Genomic DNA, 14,724 nt, shown 5'->3' on the forward strand with positions numbered 1-14,724 from the left:
TATTTTATCAGGGGGGAAGACATGATGACATTTTCTGAAGAATGCAGACAGGCGGCTGCCGAATGGTGGGACGGAAGTTTTGTTCATCCGTTTGTAACGGGAATCGGTGACGGAAGCCTGCCGATAGACCGTTTCAGCTATTACGTGCTGCAAGATTCCTACTATTTGACGCATTTTGCAAAAGTTCAGGCGTTCGGCGCCGCATATGCCGAAGACTTGTTTACGACGGGCAGGATGGCGGGCCACGCTCAAGGGACATATGAAGCGGAAATGGCGCTGCACCGCGAGTTTACGGAGCTTTTAGGGATTACGGAAGAAGAGCGTGCGGCATTTAAACCGGCACCGACCGCCTATTCTTATACGTCTCATATGTACAGATCGGTGATGAGCGGCAATTTTGGAGAAATATTAGCTGCGCTTCTGCCCTGTTATTGGCTTTATTATGAAGTCGGCGAACACTTAAAGGAGTGCAAACCGGAGCATCCGATTTATGAAAAATGGATCGGTACATACGGCGGAGACTGGTTCAGACAGCAAGTCGAAGAACAGATCAGCCGTTTTGACGAGATTGCTGAAAACAGCACAGAAGACATTCGTGCGAAAATGAAAGAGAATTTTGTAATTTCAAGCTATTATGAATATCAATTTTGGGGAATGGCATATCAAAAAGAAGGCTGGTCCGAGAAGGGCGGAAAAGAGGTGGAATCTTTTGGAGCTGCACGCGGTAACTGATAATCGCAAACCCGTTGCCGAGCTGGCCGAGGATATTCTTTCGATTCAGCGCGAAGTAAGCTTTATCCATATCCGTGAGCGGGATAAAACAGCGGGAGAGATCATGCAGCTTTTGTCCCTTTTGAAAAAGGGCGGTGCGGATAAGGACAAATTGATCATCAATGACAGGGCGGATATCGCGCTTTTTGCCAATATACACCGTGTTCAGCTTCCGTCCCGCAGCTTTTCCGTAAAGCAGGTGCGAAGCAGATTTCCCCATCTTCATATCGGACGTTCGGTTCATTCGCTGAAAGAAGCCATCCAAGCTGAAAAGGAAGATGCGGATTATGTGGTGTTCGGCCATGTATTTGAAACCGAATGTAAACAAGGACTTGAAGCAAGAGGCATCAGCCTGCTTTCAGAGATCAAACGCACGCTTTCCATCCCCGTCATCGCAATCGGCGGAATGACACTGCAGACGATCGGACACACAAAGCAGGCGAAACCGGACGGAATTGCCGTCATGTCAGGTATATTCTCAGCTGAAAATCCTGAGGAGGCGGCAAAACGGTATGCACGCGCGGTAAGGGAGGCCGATTATGAAGAAGCACTATGATACGGCGGTGATCGGCGGCGGAATTATCGGATGCGCCATTTCTTATGAGCTGGCGAAGACGCAGCAGAACGTTGTCTTGCTTGAAGCCGGAGAAGTCGGCCGAAAAACGACAAGCGCTGCCGCAGGAATGCTGGGCGCTCATGCGGAATGTGAAAACCGGGATGCGTTTTTTGATTTTGCCATGCACAGTCAAAGGCTGTATGAAGCGGCGGGGCAAGAGCTTGAGGAAGCTTGCGGCATTGACATCAGGCGCCATAACGGCGGAATGCTTAAACTGGCGTATACCGAAGAAGATATCGCCCGTCTACGGAAGATGGATGATCTGCCTTCCGTCACCTGGCTTTCAGCGGAAGATGCCCTTGAAAAAGAGCCTTACGCTTCAAAAGACATTCTCGGCGCAAGTTTTATAAAAGACGATGTCCATGTCGAACCGTACTATGTCTGCAAAGCGTATGCAAAAGGAGCGCGGCGCTATGGCGCTGATATATATGAGCATACACAAGTCACCTCCGTAAAACGGATGAACGGAGAATATTGCATCACAACGTCCGGCGGGGATGTTTATGCTGACAAAGTCGCAGTTGCAAGCGGTGTATGGAGCGGCCGGTTTTTCAGCCAGCTCGGCTTGGGACAGCCTTTTTTTCCTGTGAAAGGAGAATGCCTTTCCGTGTGGAATGACGATATCCCGCTGACCAAAACCCTTTACCATGATCATTGTTATGTCGTCCCGAGAAAAAGCGGCCGGCTTGTCATCGGCGCCACGATGAAACAGGACGACTGGAGCGATACGCCTGACATCGGAGGAATTGAGGCCGTCATTGCAAAAGCGAAAACCATGCTTCCCGCCATCGAACATATGAAAATAGACCGGTTTTGGGCGGGTCTCAGGCCGGGAACAAGAGACGGAAAGCCGTTTATCGGGCGGCATCCTGAAGACAGCGGCATCATCTTCGCTGCCGGCCATTTTCGGAACGGCATCCTGTTGGCGCCGGCAACGGCTGAAATGGTGCGGGATATGATCCTGGAAAGACAGATTAAGCAGGAATGGGAAGAAGCGTTTCGAATTGATCGCAAGGAGGCTGTTCATATATGATCCTTCAGCTGAACGGAAAACAAATTGATTGGAATCGAAATGAGGGGACGGTTCAGGATTTGCTTGAATCGTACCAGCTTGATCAAAGAATCGTAGTTGTGGAGAGAAATAAAGAAATCATTGAAAAAAAGAATTATGAAAATACGAGTTTGTGTGACCGCGATGTCATAGAAATTGTCCATTTTGTAGGAGGCGGATGAGGATGTTAACAATAGGCGGAAAACAGTTTCAGTCAAGATTGCTGTTAGGAACGGGAAAATATCCGAGTTTTGAGATTCAGAAAGAGGCGGTGGCTGTCTCGGAATCAGATATTTTAACCTTTGCGGTAAGGCGGATGAACATCTTTGAAGAGTCTCAGCCTAACTTTCTTGAACAGCTTGATTTGTCTAAGTATACGCTTCTGCCGAATACGGCCGGCGCCGCAACGGCTGAAGAGGCGGTCCGAATCGCAAGGCTTGCCAAAGCTTCAGGGCTTTGTGACATGATAAAAGTAGAAGTCATCGGATGCAGCCGGTCACTTTTGCCTGATCCGGTTGAAACGCTGAAAGCATCAGAACAGCTGCTCAAAGAGGGGTTTATCGTGCTTCCGTATACGTCAGATGATGTTGTGCTCGCAAGACGTCTTGAGGAGCTCGGAGTGCATGCCATTATGCCGGGCGCTTCGCCGATCGGTTCCGGTCAGGGAATTTTAAATCCGCTGAATCTATCCTTTATCATTGAACAGGCGAAGGTGCCGGTCATTGTCGATGCCGGCGTCGGATCTTCAAAAGACGCCGCCTACGCGATGGAGCTCGGGGCTGACGGTGTGCTGTTAAATACCGCTGTGTCAGGCGCTGATGATCCGGTCAAAATGGCCCGGGCGATGAAGCTTGCCGTAGAAGCGGGCCGTCTTTCTTATGAAGCGGGGAGAATTCCGGTGAAAGATTACGGAACTGCAAGCAGTCCGCGAGACGGTCTTCCGGTATGACGGACAGATATTCCAGACAGGAGCTGTTTCAGCCGATCGGTCCCTCCGGCCAAGAGAAGCTCCGGTCGTCTCATGCCGTGATTATCGGCGCGGGTGCGCTTGGGACGGCAAGTGCGGAGATGCTTGTCAGAGCAGGAGTCGGGAAGGTAACGATCGCTGACAGAGATTATGTGGAGTGGAGTAATCTCCAGCGCCAGCAGCTTTATACCGAAGACGATGTAAGAAATGAAATGCCGAAAGCCGCGGCGGCTGAAAAACGGCTTCGATCTATAAATAGTGATGTAGAGGTCGAGGGATTTGTCATGGATGTCACTGCGGAAAACGCACCCGGATTGATTCGTGGCGCCTCCCTCATCGTGGATGCCGCTGACAACTTTGAAACGAGGCTGATTGTGAATGATGCGGCTGTACAGAAAGGGATTCCCTTTCTGTACGGCGCCTGTGTCGGCAGCTACGGGCTCTCTTTTACCGTCATTCCCGGTGTCACGCCGTGCCTTCACTGTCTGCTTGAGACATTGCCTTTAGGCGGTATGACATGCGATACGGCGGGAATCATCAGCCCGGCTGTATTGCAGACGGCCGTTTTTCAGGCAGCAGATGCGCTGAAGCTGTTAACGGGCGGATCTATCGAGCATGTTCTCCGTTCCTTTGATTTATGGAAAAATGAACGGTCAGAAATAAACGTCGCCCGTCTTAAGTCGGCTGATTGCCCAAGCTGCGGCACGAACGATTATCCGTTTTTATCCTATGAAAATCAGACAAAAGCGGCGGTTCTGTGCGGGCGGAACACGGTGCAGATCAGAGCGGGGATCTCTGAACAGTTTGATCTGCAAAAACTTGCGGGACAGCTCAGACGGACAGGGCTTGATGTTTCAGCCAACCCGTATTTAATTTCGTTTTGCAAAGACAATTTCAAGATGGTACTGTTTCGTGACGGCAGAGCATTAATACACGGCACAAGTGATATCAGCAGAGCGAAATCCTTTTATCATAAATGGATCGGATAATGCGAAAGGAGAGAAAAACATCATGAGCATATGCAAAGCATTGACGATTGCCGGATCAGATTCAGGAGGCGGCGCCGGTATACAGGCGGATCTCAAAACCTTTCAGGAGCTCGGCGTTTTCGGAATGTCAGCCATTACAGCGGTAACCGCCCAGAACACTTTGGGCGTTCACGGCATTTATCCGCTCACCCGGGAAGCGCTGGGCAGCCAGATTGACGCGGTGGCGGAAGATTTGCGGCCTGACGCTGTAAAAACGGGAATGCTGTGGAGCGCGGAAATGATTGCGGAAATTGCGGAAAAAACGGATCAGTACGGGCTTGATCATCTCATCACGGACCCCGTCATGATTGCCAAAGGAGGCGCTTCCCTGCTGCGTGAGGAATCTCAGGCCGCGTTAAAAGAGCTGTTAATTCCGCGCAGCTATGCGGTGACGCCGAATGTTCCGGAAGCTGAGGTATTGACGGGAATGGAAATCCGCACGTTTGAGGACCGGAAAAAAGCGGCCGAACGCCTTTGCAAGCTTGGTGCAAAGCATGTCATCATAAAAGGCGGACACCAGCCTGAACAGGGGAGGATCGTTGATTTATTATTTGACGGTTCGTCTTTTACCCAAATCAGCCACGCTTATATTGACACCAAACACACCCACGGAACAGGCTGCACGTTCGCAGCCGCGCTGACGGCGGAAACGGCAAAGGGGAAAAACATTCAGACCGCGTTTGAGACAGCCGTCAATTTTGTGCGGGAAGCCGTGGAACATACGCTCGGCATTGGAGAGGGACACGGCCCGACCAATCATTTTGCCTTTAAAAGGAACAGTCTGCAGACGAGATAAAAAAGAGACCGCTTCAACATCCGCGGTCTTTTTCCCATGCTTTCAATCTGGACAAGGTTATGATATGATAAAAATTAAGATCAGGTACTAAAACTATGTCTTTAAGACGATTACAGGAGGCTTTATACATATGAATTTCTCACTTGAAGGCCGCAACATCGTTGTGATGGGCGTTGCCAATAAACGCAGTATCGCATGGGGAATCGCCCGTTCGCTGCATGAAGCCGGAGCGCGCCTCATTTTCACTTACGCGGGAGAGCGCTTGGAAAAATCAGTTCATGACCTTGCGGCTACATTAGAAAGAAATGATTCCATCATCCTTCCGTGTGATGTGACAAATGACGCTGAGATCGAAACTTGCTTTGCGAGCATTAAAGAGCAGGTCGGCGTGATTCACGGCATCGCGCACTGCATCGCGTTCGCAAACAAAGAAGAGCTTGTCGGCGAATATTTAAATACGAACCGCGAAGGATTCCTGCTTGCGCATAACATCAGTTCTTACTCTCTGACAGCGGTCGCAAAAGCGGCGCGTCCGATTATGACTGAAGGCGGAAGCATCGTTACACTCACTTACCTCGGCGGAGAGCGCGTCGTTTCAAACTATAACGTAATGGGTGTGGCAAAAGCGTCTCTTGATGCGAGCGTCAGATATTTAGCCGCTGACTTAGGAAAAGAAAACATCCGCGTCAACAGCATTTCAGCAGGACCGATCCGTACGCTGTCTGCAAAAGGAATCAGTGATTTCAACTCCATCCTGAAAGAAATTGAAGAGCGCGCGCCGCTGCGCCGCACGACAACACCTGAAGAAGTGGGCGACACGGCTGCATTCTTGTTCAGTGACCTGTCAAGAGGCATCACGGGCGAAAATCTTCACGTTGATTCAGGATTCCATATTACCGCACGTTAAATAACAAGCAGTCCCTTTCAGGGATTGCTTTTTTCTTTCTTCTGATTTTAATCATTCCGTCATATAAATAAAACATGACAGAATCGGAGGGATGAAGATGTCAAAACAAAACAGAAACGCGGAAAAAAAACCGCTCATGTATATTGTTCAGGCGGATTATTCAGACACGCAATCATCAATGCAGGACATATTAATCAAAAAAAGGAAAGCGCCTCAGCCGCCGGAAGAAGAGCCGATGCATGGAAAGCGGGAGGAAGAATGTCAAACTCAGCCTGAAGGAGCAGTGGCTGTCGAACCAGAAAAGCAAGTACCTGAACAGCACAGCCGCGCAGAAGAAGCCGTTCAAGAAGTTCCGGCGCAAGCGGAGCAGGACACTGCCAAGCCCGACGCCGCTAAAAAAGAGCCTGATGCCGCTAAAAAAGAGCCTGAGGCGGTTCACAATGCCGCCCCAGAGGAAAAGGTTCCGCCAAAGCGCGTGAAAAAGCCGATGAGCAGAATGTCCATTCTTGAAAAAATTGATTTCTTAACGAAGCTGCCGCATAATATGCCGCGGACCCTTTGTCTGATAGAAGCCAACGGGAAAACCTACAGAGGCGTCATCGTCGGCAGAAAAAATAATGCGATCTTCCTGCGGACGACAAGCAACGGAGCGCCGGCAGAACTCGCAATAGACGATATTACCTCGCTGCATCCGCTTGGATTTTAACCATACAAAAAGCTGCCTGAATTCTTTCATCCGGCAGCTTATTTTTATGCTTTTTGATTTAAGAATGTGTGCGGTTGATCAGTCTCGGGTTCAGGCAATTGATGGCGCAGAAGCTATGGAGATCGACTTCAACGCAATAGTTCGTTTTTTCTAAACGGAATACATCGCAGAGAGAGTCTTTATCTGTAAAATCAAGAATGTGCTTATGCTCGTCAAAAGCAATAAGCAGGCTTAATGTGGCACAGCCGTCACAGACCCTTTCAACTCTGAAAAAAACGGTATTAAAGCACGGACCGTTATCCAGCTCGCCGACGTTTCCGAATGCGGTGAACGGTTTCGATTTTGAGGTGAAGATGGCGAACGGCACTGTATCGCCTAATGTATAAGCCGGAGATAGAAGTTTAGAATAACAGCCTGTCGGGCAATCTTCTTCAACCGCATTTTGCAGGTCTTCAATATTTTCTACCGCTTCACGCACACAGTATGTTGTATGCTTGCTCATAATATCCCTCCTGACTTCACGTTTTAAATGGTACCGGTTTAAACGATATCGGAGAGTCAGCCGCCCGGAAGTCCGGGCGGGCTGATGATTGCATCTGTAATAGAAGGTTGGAAGGGGATTCTTCTTTAGGAAAGATGCGAATCAATGACTATCCGTGATGCTTTTTCTCTTTGTGCGGCGCAGGCCGGTTAACAAGCTCGGGTGAAAGGCACTGAATGGCGCTGAAGCAGCTCAGATCAACTTCAATGCAAAATTCTGTTTTTTCTAAACCGAAGAAATCAGGATCACAAGGATGGCAGACGCTGAGGGTGTCGCCGTGCACATCTACGGGGCGCAATACTGAAAGCGTCGCGCAGCAATCGCATAGTCTTTCTACACGAAAGAAAATGGACTCAAAGCACTGGCTGTCATCCGCAAATCCTCCGACGTTCCCGAATGTGGAGAACAATCCGCCTTTTTTATCAAATACGAGAAACGGAATGGTGTCTTTACCTGCAATCGTCGGGCTCAAAAGATTCGTATAGCATCCAGTCGGGCATTGTTCTTCAACAGCCTCTTGTTCTGCTAAAATCTTCTCGACTGCATCGCATACACAACTTTCATCTCGGCCATGGTGTTTTCCGCAGCTCATGGATTTCAGCTCCTTCTTTTAGGGTATTTGACTTTTGTCTTTAACAACATATGTACGCGAGCCTCACTTGGTGTGGGTGAACGTCTATATATTCATCATATGCGGAGAAAATAAGAAAAAGCAGAGCATTTTTAGCTCTGCTTTTTCTTTTTAGAGGACAAGGGTGATGACTAAGACAGCAATCAGTAAATTTGTCGCTGTTGAGATCAACACTGCGATATCGGCATCTACTGTTGTCACGTTTACGCCGCGGGAGTTTTCGATGAGCAGTTTTTGACGGTTGATTTGTTTGTTAGCTGTTAGCTGCAATAAGTCTTGTGCGACCAATTCAGCGATGACTCCGTCAGCGATTGAAGTGAGAGTGGCCGTTACGACTGCTGCATTAATCGCTGTCATGACTGAAGCGACTGCTTGAACGTCTGTTGACGTTACGTTAATATCACAAGAGTCTCTGATAATAATCGCTTCTTCAGAAACTTGTTTGTTGATATTCGCTTGAGCAAGGTCTTGGTCAAGGAAGGCATTATCTTCGCCAAATCCATGTCCGTTACAGCAAACATTACATCTTCTGCCTTCTTTTTCTTCTTTTTCTTCTCGCGGATGTTCGCATTCAGGATCAAGTGCAACCCAAGAGTATGGTCTGCTTTCCATATCTATTCCTCCTTTTCTTTTACTATTATTAAATGAGCCGGCCCCTTACTTTGACTCAGGCATCTATCCTGATAAAAATCACTATTTTTTAGTTATTGACCGGGATTTTGGCGTCTTTGCCGGAGCTGTTCGATTAATTGTTCTCTGCGGGTTTGCGGATTGGTCTGCTGATCTTGCGCTTTTTCCTGCTCTTTTTTCTGTTTCTGGCTTTCAAGAAAAGCTTCTGTTTTTGCCTGCATGTCTTTGACTAATGCGATCAGCATTTCTTTTTCTTCATCAGGAATTTCCCGCATTTTATCTTTTGTCACGCCGTGTTTTTTGAAGACATTGCTGACAAGCACCTTTAAAAGCGGATCCACTTCTGGTAGATTTTCGAGTTCTTTTTTTAATTTTTCGTTATCTGCCATTTGTTCTCACCTCTATTTAAATATTTGAAAAGAAAGGTTAAAGGATGTCTAGTTCAGCAAAAAGTATATTTAATAATTGAAACAAAATTTGTACAAAGGCCATAATATCGTCTGCAGTCAATGTGATTTTAATATTGCGGCTGTTCAGGACTTGAATGACGGTCCTCTTTTTTATTTGGCAATCATCCAGGATCAGCAGTTCGGTTGCTATTTGGTCGGCTGTGTCTTCATCTGCGATCGCGAGCTGTGTCGCGAGGATAATCGCCGTAGTAACTGAGGCTTGTATAGAAAGAGCGGCCGTTATATGTGTTGTATCTATTGTGACATTTTCGCAATCAATCACTTCGATCGTCTGCTCGAATTCGTTGGATAATTGTTCGTATATTTGCGGTTGCAGTGTTTCGACTTTTTCTTCAAACGACATAACCTTCACTCCTTTCTCATTCATACTTTATATAATGCAAATGAAACGCCGAGCGGAATAAGAAAAACAACTAAACCGCACCTATTTTTTTACCGGACAAGGTGCGATTCATGAAGATCAGGGTTTTCGCATATGTATAAAGAGGTCAAGTTTTGAAAAGGAGTGAACAGGTGGTTATCAATTGGCTTTCATTTATTCTGTTATCGTTTGCCGTTTTCCGGCTGGCCAGGCTTTTCGTATTTGACACCATTATGGCGCCGCTTCGGAGCCTTTTTCACGAGGAAAAAACAGAAACCGCACCCGACGGCACGACAGAAACCTACATTGTCATAAAAGGAAAAGGCATCAGGGCATTTATCGGTGAACTTCTCAGCTGCTACTGGTGTACGGGCGTGTGGTGTGCCGCCTTTTTAATTGCGGTCCAGATTGTGGTACCCGAGGCTGCGCAATGGCTGATTTTGCTGTTAGCCATAGCCGGCGCGGCCGGGATCATTGAAGCTGCGGTTTCTCGTCTTCTGCAGGAATAAGGCGGTTCCACCAGCAACTTACCGTCACCTTCGGCATAAACTGGCATATATGACATAAGGAAAGGAAGGATCACCATGAGTCAATCAAGCAAACCTTCCCAACATTCTCCATACAAATCAACTGTGCATCAGCCTTACGAAAAAAAAATCAAGAAAAAAGGCTGCGGCTGCGGCCAAAAGAAAAAACCGAAATAGCCGTTTTCTAAAAAACCGGAGCTTCCGGTTTTTTTGTTTTTTGCCGAACGCCGGCCTCTGTTCGGCATAGATCATAGGAGGAGGGGATGTTATGAATATATTTGAATCATTCATAAACGGTAAATACCGCCGGCACAATCAAAACCAGCGGGAGCATGACAAATATATCTTATCTATTGAAAAACAGCTGTCTGAGTTTGATGAAGCGGGATCGCGCTTTGAGGAATGGATAGATGTGTTTGCCGCCGAAACAGAAGCAAAACTGAAGAAAAATGAGCATTCTCACTAAAATGAATGAAATCCGCACCGGCCCTATGCATTTATCCAAGCCAAACAAGTCGGCTCACATAGAGTATAGAGAGTAAAGGAGGTGCTTAGATATGGGATTCGGATATGGCGGATTCGGCGGCGGCTACGGCGGTTATGGCGGCTGCGGCGGATACGGAGGCGGCTATGTCGGAGGCGGCTACGGCTCAACATTTGTTCTTGTTGTCGTATTGTTCATCCTTCTGATCATTGTCGGTGCATCCTTTTTTGGCTAAACCTTAGCAAGACCTTGGATAAGCGCGGGACCGTTCAGTCCCGTGCTTCCCTGATGTATGAAGGAGTATAGAGACGGGGCACTCGGAATTTTTTCCTTGTCTTACGGGCACATGTTCCGCTCTTTATTCATACAATATCGTATTACTCCACAAAAGGAGGCACACCATGGATAATCAATTTTTCAAAAATATTGAGAAGAAAACAGGCGTCAGCATGAAGGATGTCATGAACCTTGCAGGATCATTGCAAAATGCCAATTTCAAAGATGAAAACACGGTGAGAGGCGTCATTCAGAAGGTGTCCCAGCTGGCTAACAAGCGTGTTCCGAAAGAATTGGAAGACAAAATCGTTCAATCTATTACAAGCGGTAAAGAGAAACTTGATTTTGGCACCATTTCTAAAATGCTGAACAATAAATAGGCGTCAGCCGGCCTTGCTAAAAAGGCCTTTTTATGTGAGAAGAACCCGGCAGTGATCTGCCGGGTTCTTTATATCCTGAGTGCGCTCCGTCTGTCCGTCCGAAGAAGGGGCTCGAGAAATCTTGAGCTGCGCGCTGTTTTTCCCCGCCTGTACGCGGGACAAGATACATATAAATGCTGCATGGCCCTTGTCATTGCGACATACAGAAGCCGTCTTTCTTCTTCGAGCGGAGCGGGATCGCCCTGTCTCGCCGTCTCAAGCGCGAAGTCATGGGGGATCGAGCCGTCAGCCGCGCCTAAAATATAGACCGTATTGAATTCAAGACCTTTAGAGCGGTGAATGGTCAGCAGTTCGACGCCGTTTTCATCGGTTTTCAGATTCTCAGCGGCGCGCATATGATCGACATGCGCAAGAAAATCGGGAATGGTTTTGAATTTTTTGGCGGCCACTTTGACATCCCTGAGATCATCAGAGCCTTTTTCCAGTTTGTTTCCCTCATTGCCCCGTTTTTTTAAATACTCGGAAAAACCCATTTTGCTTTCTGCAAAGGTGATGGCTTCAACCGGCTTCATTGTCCGGATGCTTGCGAAAAACGGAACGATCTGCTTGATCTTCCCTATTTGAAAAGGCTTCAGGTCAGGCAGTTTCGTCAGTGCCTTAATCATCGTGCAATCTTCCGTAATTGACAGCGCCTTTAACGTTTGCAGGGCGGATTGCTTTAAAAATAAGGCGGGCAGCAGGTCTTTCACCGCATCCGGATCATCTTCATTCTGACTCGCATATAAGTAGGCGAGGATCTGGCGTACGATTCTGCGGCTGTAGAACGTCTGCACGCCCCTGTCGGCATGGTAAGGAATCGATGATTGATGCAGTCTTTCATAAATGGCCCGTCCGGCGCTGTTTGTCCGGTAAAGTACGGCAAAATCGTCAGGACTCGCCCCGTTTTGAATCTTCTCTTTCATATCCGAAACGATCATGGTCGCTTCTTCTTCTTCATCGTAAGGATAAAACATCACGGGATTGTGAACGCCGTCTTTGACGGCAGAAAGTGTTTTTTCATACCGTTTTTTATTTTTCTTTACGACGGCATGAGCGCTTGAGACGATCGGATGAGGCGATCGGTAATTTGCCGTTAAGTAAATGGTCTTTGCTGCCGGGTAATCTTTCTGAAAATCTAAAATGAAAGACGGGCTGCTGCCGCGGAACGCATAAATGGATTGGTCGTCATCACCCACGCAGCACAGGTTATTCTCAGGGCTTGCGATCATTTGCATAATGTTGTACTGGACAGGATTGATATCTTGAAACTCATCAATCAAAATATGAGAAAATCTGTTTTGGTACTGCGCGAGAATATCAGGCCGGCTTTGAAACAGTTCATAACAGCCTTGGGCCATGTCATCAAAATCAAATTGCCGTTTTTCCCGCTTCTGCCGTTCGTAATGTTCGTAAAGCCTGTACACTTTTTTCTCCCAGTCGTCCGCAAGCGGAATGGTCTCATGGGGGAGATACGTGTTTTTCCAGCAGCCGATAAGCTGAAGCGCCTGGTCGACGGGAAACTCTTTTTCATCCAAATTTTCTTCATAGAGCGCCTTTTTCACATATTGCTCTTTTTGCCACTCCATTTTTAAAAGCTGGCTGCCGTTCCATTTTGAAGAATCATAATGACAGAGTATTTTATAGAAAAAACTGTGGAATGTTCCGGTCACGAGACGGGAGACTTTTCCGGCTGCCAGACCGTACTCATTCGCCATCCGCTCTTTCATTTCGGCGACGGCTTTTGTCGTAAAGGTCACAAGCAGCATATTTTCAGGTGAAATGCCGAGGTGTTCAATCATATGGGCGGCGCGTGCTGTCAGCACCCTTGTTTTTCCGCTTCCCGCTCCGGCAAGCACTAATAAAGGCCCGTCCGTTTCAGTAACTGCCTTCATCTGTTCGCGGTTCAGGCCGATGCCGGGGAACAAAGATGTATCAGCCGCCTCGGATGTTGGTGAAAACGGTTCGGCCGCAGGCACTTTTTTCGGGCTTTTCCATTCTGAGACGATCGGTTTCGGATTCTCTGAAATCGCTTTTCCTTTCGGCAGGCGGAACATGCCGGCTTCCTTATACTCTTCTTTTTCTTTCTCCGCTTGTGGTTCCTCGGCCGCGCATGCTTTTTCACAGGCGGTGAAGTCTCCCTTTTGCCGGTGATAAAATGCCGGCTGCTCTAAAATCGAAAGCCGCATCAAGACGGGCTGCTCACAATGTGCGCAAAAAATATTTCCTTTCTGAGCTTCTTCAAAAAGGAATTGGTAATGTTCTCTAGAATATGTATGTAAATGTATCGTTCGGTTATTCAGTCGGGCGCAATTCAAAAAGGGGTCCTCCCATTAAAAGGTGTTCATCCATTTGATAGACAAAGAATATCATAACAAAAGAACAGCGTTTCAAAAAGTAAGATTAAGGGAAATGAAAAGCGAAGGGGAGGGGTACATATGATTTATGCAGGACGGATTCAAAACCAGCAGTATTCTCAATACGCAAACCGGGCAGCGGGTTATAAGTCTGATTATGCCGGCATCACGAAAGCGGCCGCCCTTGCCAATGACAGGGTGTACAGAGAGGTGGAGCGCCGCCAGGAAAACACCGCAGCCGCAGAAAAGAAAGTACATGAGGAAAAACGTAAGCGCTCTCTTTCCCGTCTGCCGCAAATCATGGGAAAAGGCCGGTTGATTAATCAATGCGTGTGAAAAGCCCGGAAATATCCGGGTTTTTTTGAGGCGTATATATGAAAGATGCGGAAAGGAATGGGTCAATTTGAGAAGGATTTCTTTATTAATTGCGGGGTTATTTCTATTCGGCCTCTTGACTGCCGGAATGAAACCGGCACACGCGGCGGAGAGCTCCGCAGCAAAAGATGTCACTCTCACACAGCTGGCGCCGCATGTCTGGATGCATACAAGCACCGGTACGGCAGACGGAAATCCCGTCCCTGCGAACGGATTGCTTCTTGAGACTTCCAAAGGAATTGTACTGATTGATACTCCGTGGAATGACAGTCTCACAGAGCAATTAATGACACAAATAAAAAAGCGGTTTCCCGGCAAAAGGATGACCGATGCCATTGTGACACACGCCCATGATGATCGTATCGGCGGTCTGAACACCCTGTACAAATACGGTGTAAAGGTGCACAGCACGAAACTGACCGCCGACTTCGCCCGACAGCAGGGATATGACCGGCCGCTCGGAGATTTGAAAAACGTGACAAAGCTGCAGTTTGGCGATATGAAAATTGAAACGTTTTATCCGGGAAAAGGGCATACGGAAGACAATATTACCGTCTGGCTGCCTGAGGATAAGCTCTTATTCGGCGGATGCTTAATCAAGGCTTTAGAAACAAAGGAAATCGTGCCTACTCCGGGTTTTTATCCGGATCAGTGGCCGCGCGCCGTCCGCAAAGTCATGAAAAGATATCAGGACATCAGCATTGTCGTTCCGGGCCATGGCAGTCCGGGGGATGACCGTCTGCTGCCGCATACGATAAACCTTCTGAAAGAAACGTAATAAAGAAGACCGGCGCTCCCATTACGGAGTGCCGGC

General features: G+C 47.8%; 21 protein-coding genes. 15 read left to right on the plus strand and 6 right to left on the minus strand.

The window, feature by feature from the left end; genetic code table 11:
• Positions 1-24: 24 nt before the first annotated feature.
• The 9 genes from tenA to NYE28_RS05965 all read left to right on the plus strand — a co-directional run bounded on the left by tenA (position 25) and on the right by NYE28_RS05965 (position 6,842).
• Positions 25-732 (plus strand): thiaminase II, encoded by a 708-nt coding sequence (tenA, locus tag NYE28_RS05925; protein WP_015417218.1) that lies wholly within the window; start codon positions 25-27, stop codon positions 730-732.
• Positions 710-1,327 (plus strand): thiazole tautomerase TenI, encoded by a 618-nt coding sequence (gene tenI, locus NYE28_RS05930; protein WP_012117296.1) that lies wholly within the window; start codon positions 710-712, stop codon positions 1,325-1,327. Before tenA ends, tenI begins: the two co-directional genes overlap by 23 nt.
• Positions 1,311-2,420, plus strand: coding sequence for a glycine oxidase ThiO (gene thiO / locus NYE28_RS05935; RefSeq protein ID WP_342490334.1), 1,110 nt, complete (start codon positions 1,311-1,313; stop codon positions 2,418-2,420). The genes tenI and thiO overlap by 17 nt, the downstream gene beginning before the upstream one ends.
• Positions 2,417-2,620, plus strand: coding sequence for a sulfur carrier protein ThiS (thiS, locus tag NYE28_RS05940; protein WP_007409096.1), 204 nt, complete (start codon positions 2,417-2,419; stop codon positions 2,618-2,620). The genes thiO and thiS overlap by 4 nt, the downstream gene beginning before the upstream one ends.
• Complete coding sequence (thiG, locus tag NYE28_RS05945; RefSeq protein ID WP_094031644.1) at positions 2,617-3,387, plus strand: thiazole synthase; 771 nt, start codon at positions 2,617-2,619, stop codon at positions 3,385-3,387. The genes thiS and thiG overlap by 4 nt, the downstream gene beginning before the upstream one ends.
• Entirely contained in the window at positions 3,384-4,394 is a 1,011-nt protein-coding gene (gene thiF / locus NYE28_RS05950; RefSeq protein ID WP_132106256.1) for a thiazole biosynthesis adenylyltransferase ThiF, read from the plus strand. The genes thiG and thiF overlap by 4 nt, the downstream gene beginning before the upstream one ends.
• A 22-nt stretch (positions 4,395-4,416) precedes the next feature.
• Entirely contained in the window at positions 4,417-5,229 is an 813-nt protein-coding gene (gene thiD, locus NYE28_RS05955; protein ID WP_052827264.1) for a bifunctional hydroxymethylpyrimidine kinase/phosphomethylpyrimidine kinase, read from the plus strand.
• A gap of 130 nt (positions 5,230-5,359) precedes the next feature.
• Positions 5,360-6,136, plus strand: a complete 777-nt coding sequence (gene fabI / locus NYE28_RS05960) for an enoyl-ACP reductase FabI (protein ID WP_003155001.1) — start codon at positions 5,360-5,362, stop codon at positions 6,134-6,136.
• A 97-nt stretch (positions 6,137-6,233) separates the two neighbouring features.
• Entirely contained in the window at positions 6,234-6,842 is a 609-nt protein-coding gene (locus NYE28_RS05965; RefSeq protein ID WP_080130422.1) for a CotO family spore coat protein, read from the plus strand.
• A gap of 58 nt (positions 6,843-6,900) precedes the next feature.
• On the opposite strand, the gene cotZ is transcribed toward NYE28_RS05965, so the two are convergent.
• From cotZ to NYE28_RS05990, 5 genes are all read right to left on the minus strand, one after another.
• On the minus strand, positions 6,901-7,344 hold the full coding sequence (gene cotZ / locus NYE28_RS05970) for a spore coat protein CotZ (RefSeq protein ID WP_015417224.1): 444 nt from the start codon (positions 7,342-7,344) through the stop codon (positions 6,901-6,903).
• 148 nt (positions 7,345-7,492) lie between these two features.
• The gene (cotY, locus tag NYE28_RS05975) at positions 7,493-7,975 is read right to left on the minus strand and encodes a spore coat protein CotY (protein WP_007409090.1); all 483 of its coding nucleotides are present in this window, start codon (positions 7,973-7,975) and stop codon (positions 7,493-7,495) included.
• Positions 7,976-8,125: 150 nt separating this feature from the next.
• A complete protein-coding gene (locus tag NYE28_RS05980; RefSeq protein ID WP_015239583.1) occupies positions 8,126-8,626 on the minus strand; it encodes a spore coat protein in 501 nt (166 codons plus the stop codon).
• Between the two features lie 92 nt (positions 8,627-8,718).
• Positions 8,719-9,033: a hypothetical protein gene (locus tag NYE28_RS05985; protein WP_015239584.1), complete on the minus strand. Its 315-nt coding sequence runs from the start codon at positions 9,031-9,033 to the stop codon at positions 8,719-8,721.
• Positions 9,034-9,070: 37 nt separating this feature from the next.
• On the minus strand, positions 9,071-9,457 hold the full coding sequence (locus NYE28_RS05990) for a spore coat protein (RefSeq protein ID WP_003154992.1): 387 nt from the start codon (positions 9,455-9,457) through the stop codon (positions 9,071-9,073).
• Positions 9,458-9,627: 170 nt separating this feature from the next.
• Between NYE28_RS05990 and NYE28_RS05995 the strand changes: the two genes are divergently transcribed.
• The 4 genes from NYE28_RS05995 (at position 9,628) to NYE28_RS06010 (ending at position 11,142) form a co-directional block, all read left to right on the plus strand.
• Complete coding sequence (locus NYE28_RS05995) at positions 9,628-9,984, plus strand: DUF1360 domain-containing protein (protein ID WP_015239585.1); 357 nt, start codon at positions 9,628-9,630, stop codon at positions 9,982-9,984.
• Positions 9,985-10,270: 286 nt separating this feature from the next.
• Positions 10,271-10,468 (plus strand): hypothetical protein, encoded by a 198-nt coding sequence (locus tag NYE28_RS06000; RefSeq protein ID WP_012117306.1) that lies wholly within the window; start codon positions 10,271-10,273, stop codon positions 10,466-10,468.
• Between the two features lie 91 nt (positions 10,469-10,559).
• The gene (locus NYE28_RS06005) at positions 10,560-10,721 is read left to right on the plus strand and encodes a YjcZ family sporulation protein (protein ID WP_007610678.1); all 162 of its coding nucleotides are present in this window, start codon (positions 10,560-10,562) and stop codon (positions 10,719-10,721) included.
• Between the two features lie 166 nt (positions 10,722-10,887).
• A complete protein-coding gene (locus NYE28_RS06010) occupies positions 10,888-11,142 on the plus strand; it encodes a stage VI sporulation protein F (RefSeq protein WP_003154986.1) in 255 nt (84 codons plus the stop codon).
• A 68-nt stretch (positions 11,143-11,210) separates the two neighbouring features.
• Here NYE28_RS06010 and NYE28_RS06015 read toward each other — a convergent pair whose 3' ends face one another.
• A complete protein-coding gene (locus tag NYE28_RS06015) occupies positions 11,211-13,496 on the minus strand; it encodes an ATP-dependent helicase (RefSeq protein WP_015239586.1) in 2,286 nt (761 codons plus the stop codon).
• A 120-nt stretch (positions 13,497-13,616) separates the two neighbouring features.
• On the opposite strand from NYE28_RS06015, the gene NYE28_RS06020 reads away from it, so the two are divergent.
• Together NYE28_RS06020 and bla are read left to right on the plus strand one after the other, a co-directional pair.
• Positions 13,617-13,871 (plus strand): hypothetical protein, encoded by a 255-nt coding sequence (locus NYE28_RS06020; RefSeq protein ID WP_138092115.1) that lies wholly within the window; start codon positions 13,617-13,619, stop codon positions 13,869-13,871.
• Positions 13,872-13,938: 67 nt separating this feature from the next.
• Positions 13,939-14,688, plus strand: coding sequence for a subclass B1 metallo-beta-lactamase (gene bla, locus NYE28_RS06025; RefSeq protein ID WP_337681333.1), 750 nt, complete (start codon positions 13,939-13,941; stop codon positions 14,686-14,688).
• Positions 14,689-14,724 lie beyond the last annotated feature (36 nt).

This window comes from Bacillus sp. FSL R5-0443, from assembly GCF_038608285.1.
Taxonomy (GTDB): Bacteria; Bacillota; Bacilli; order Bacillales; family Bacillaceae; genus Bacillus; species Bacillus velezensis.

What these genes read in the sequence shown, in the direction of transcription:
- fabI (WP_003155001.1), top strand. Translation starts at nt 5,360, where the DNA reads ATGAATTTCTCACTTGAAGGCCGCAACATCGTTGTGATGGGCGTTGCC.
- thiS (WP_007409096.1), top strand. Translation starts at nt 2,417, where the DNA reads ATGATCCTTCAGCTGAACGGAAAACAAATTGATTGGAATCGAAATGAG.
- NYE28_RS05985 (WP_015239584.1), bottom strand. Translation starts at nt 9,033, where the DNA reads ATGGCAGATAACGAAAAATTAAAAAAAGAACTCGAAAATCTACCAGAA.
- thiO (WP_342490334.1), top strand. Translation starts at nt 1,311, where the DNA reads ATGAAGAAGCACTATGATACGGCGGTGATCGGCGGCGGAATTATCGGA.
- NYE28_RS05965 (WP_080130422.1), top strand. Translation starts at nt 6,234, where the DNA reads ATGTCAAAACAAAACAGAAACGCGGAAAAAAAACCGCTCATGTATATT.
- thiG (WP_094031644.1), top strand. Translation starts at nt 2,617, where the DNA reads ATGAGGATGTTAACAATAGGCGGAAAACAGTTTCAGTCAAGATTGCTG.
- NYE28_RS06005 (WP_007610678.1), top strand. Translation starts at nt 10,560, where the DNA reads ATGGGATTCGGATATGGCGGATTCGGCGGCGGCTACGGCGGTTATGGC.
- NYE28_RS06010 (WP_003154986.1), top strand. Translation starts at nt 10,888, where the DNA reads ATGGATAATCAATTTTTCAAAAATATTGAGAAGAAAACAGGCGTCAGC.
- NYE28_RS05990 (WP_003154992.1), bottom strand. Translation starts at nt 9,457, where the DNA reads ATGTCGTTTGAAGAAAAAGTCGAAACACTGCAACCGCAAATATACGAA.
- cotY (WP_007409090.1), bottom strand. Translation starts at nt 7,975, where the DNA reads ATGAGCTGCGGAAAACACCATGGCCGAGATGAAAGTTGTGTATGCGAT.
- thiD (WP_052827264.1), top strand. Translation starts at nt 4,417, where the DNA reads ATGAGCATATGCAAAGCATTGACGATTGCCGGATCAGATTCAGGAGGC.
- NYE28_RS06020 (WP_138092115.1), top strand. Translation starts at nt 13,617, where the DNA reads ATGATTTATGCAGGACGGATTCAAAACCAGCAGTATTCTCAATACGCA.
- NYE28_RS06000 (WP_012117306.1), top strand. Translation starts at nt 10,271, where the DNA reads ATGAATATATTTGAATCATTCATAAACGGTAAATACCGCCGGCACAAT.
- cotZ (WP_015417224.1), bottom strand. Translation starts at nt 7,344, where the DNA reads ATGAGCAAGCATACAACATACTGTGTGCGTGAAGCGGTAGAAAATATT.
- thiF (WP_132106256.1), top strand. Translation starts at nt 3,384, where the DNA reads ATGACGGACAGATATTCCAGACAGGAGCTGTTTCAGCCGATCGGTCCC.
- tenA (WP_015417218.1), top strand. Translation starts at nt 25, where the DNA reads ATGACATTTTCTGAAGAATGCAGACAGGCGGCTGCCGAATGGTGGGAC.
- NYE28_RS05980 (WP_015239583.1), bottom strand. Translation starts at nt 8,626, where the DNA reads ATGGAAAGCAGACCATACTCTTGGGTTGCACTTGATCCTGAATGCGAA.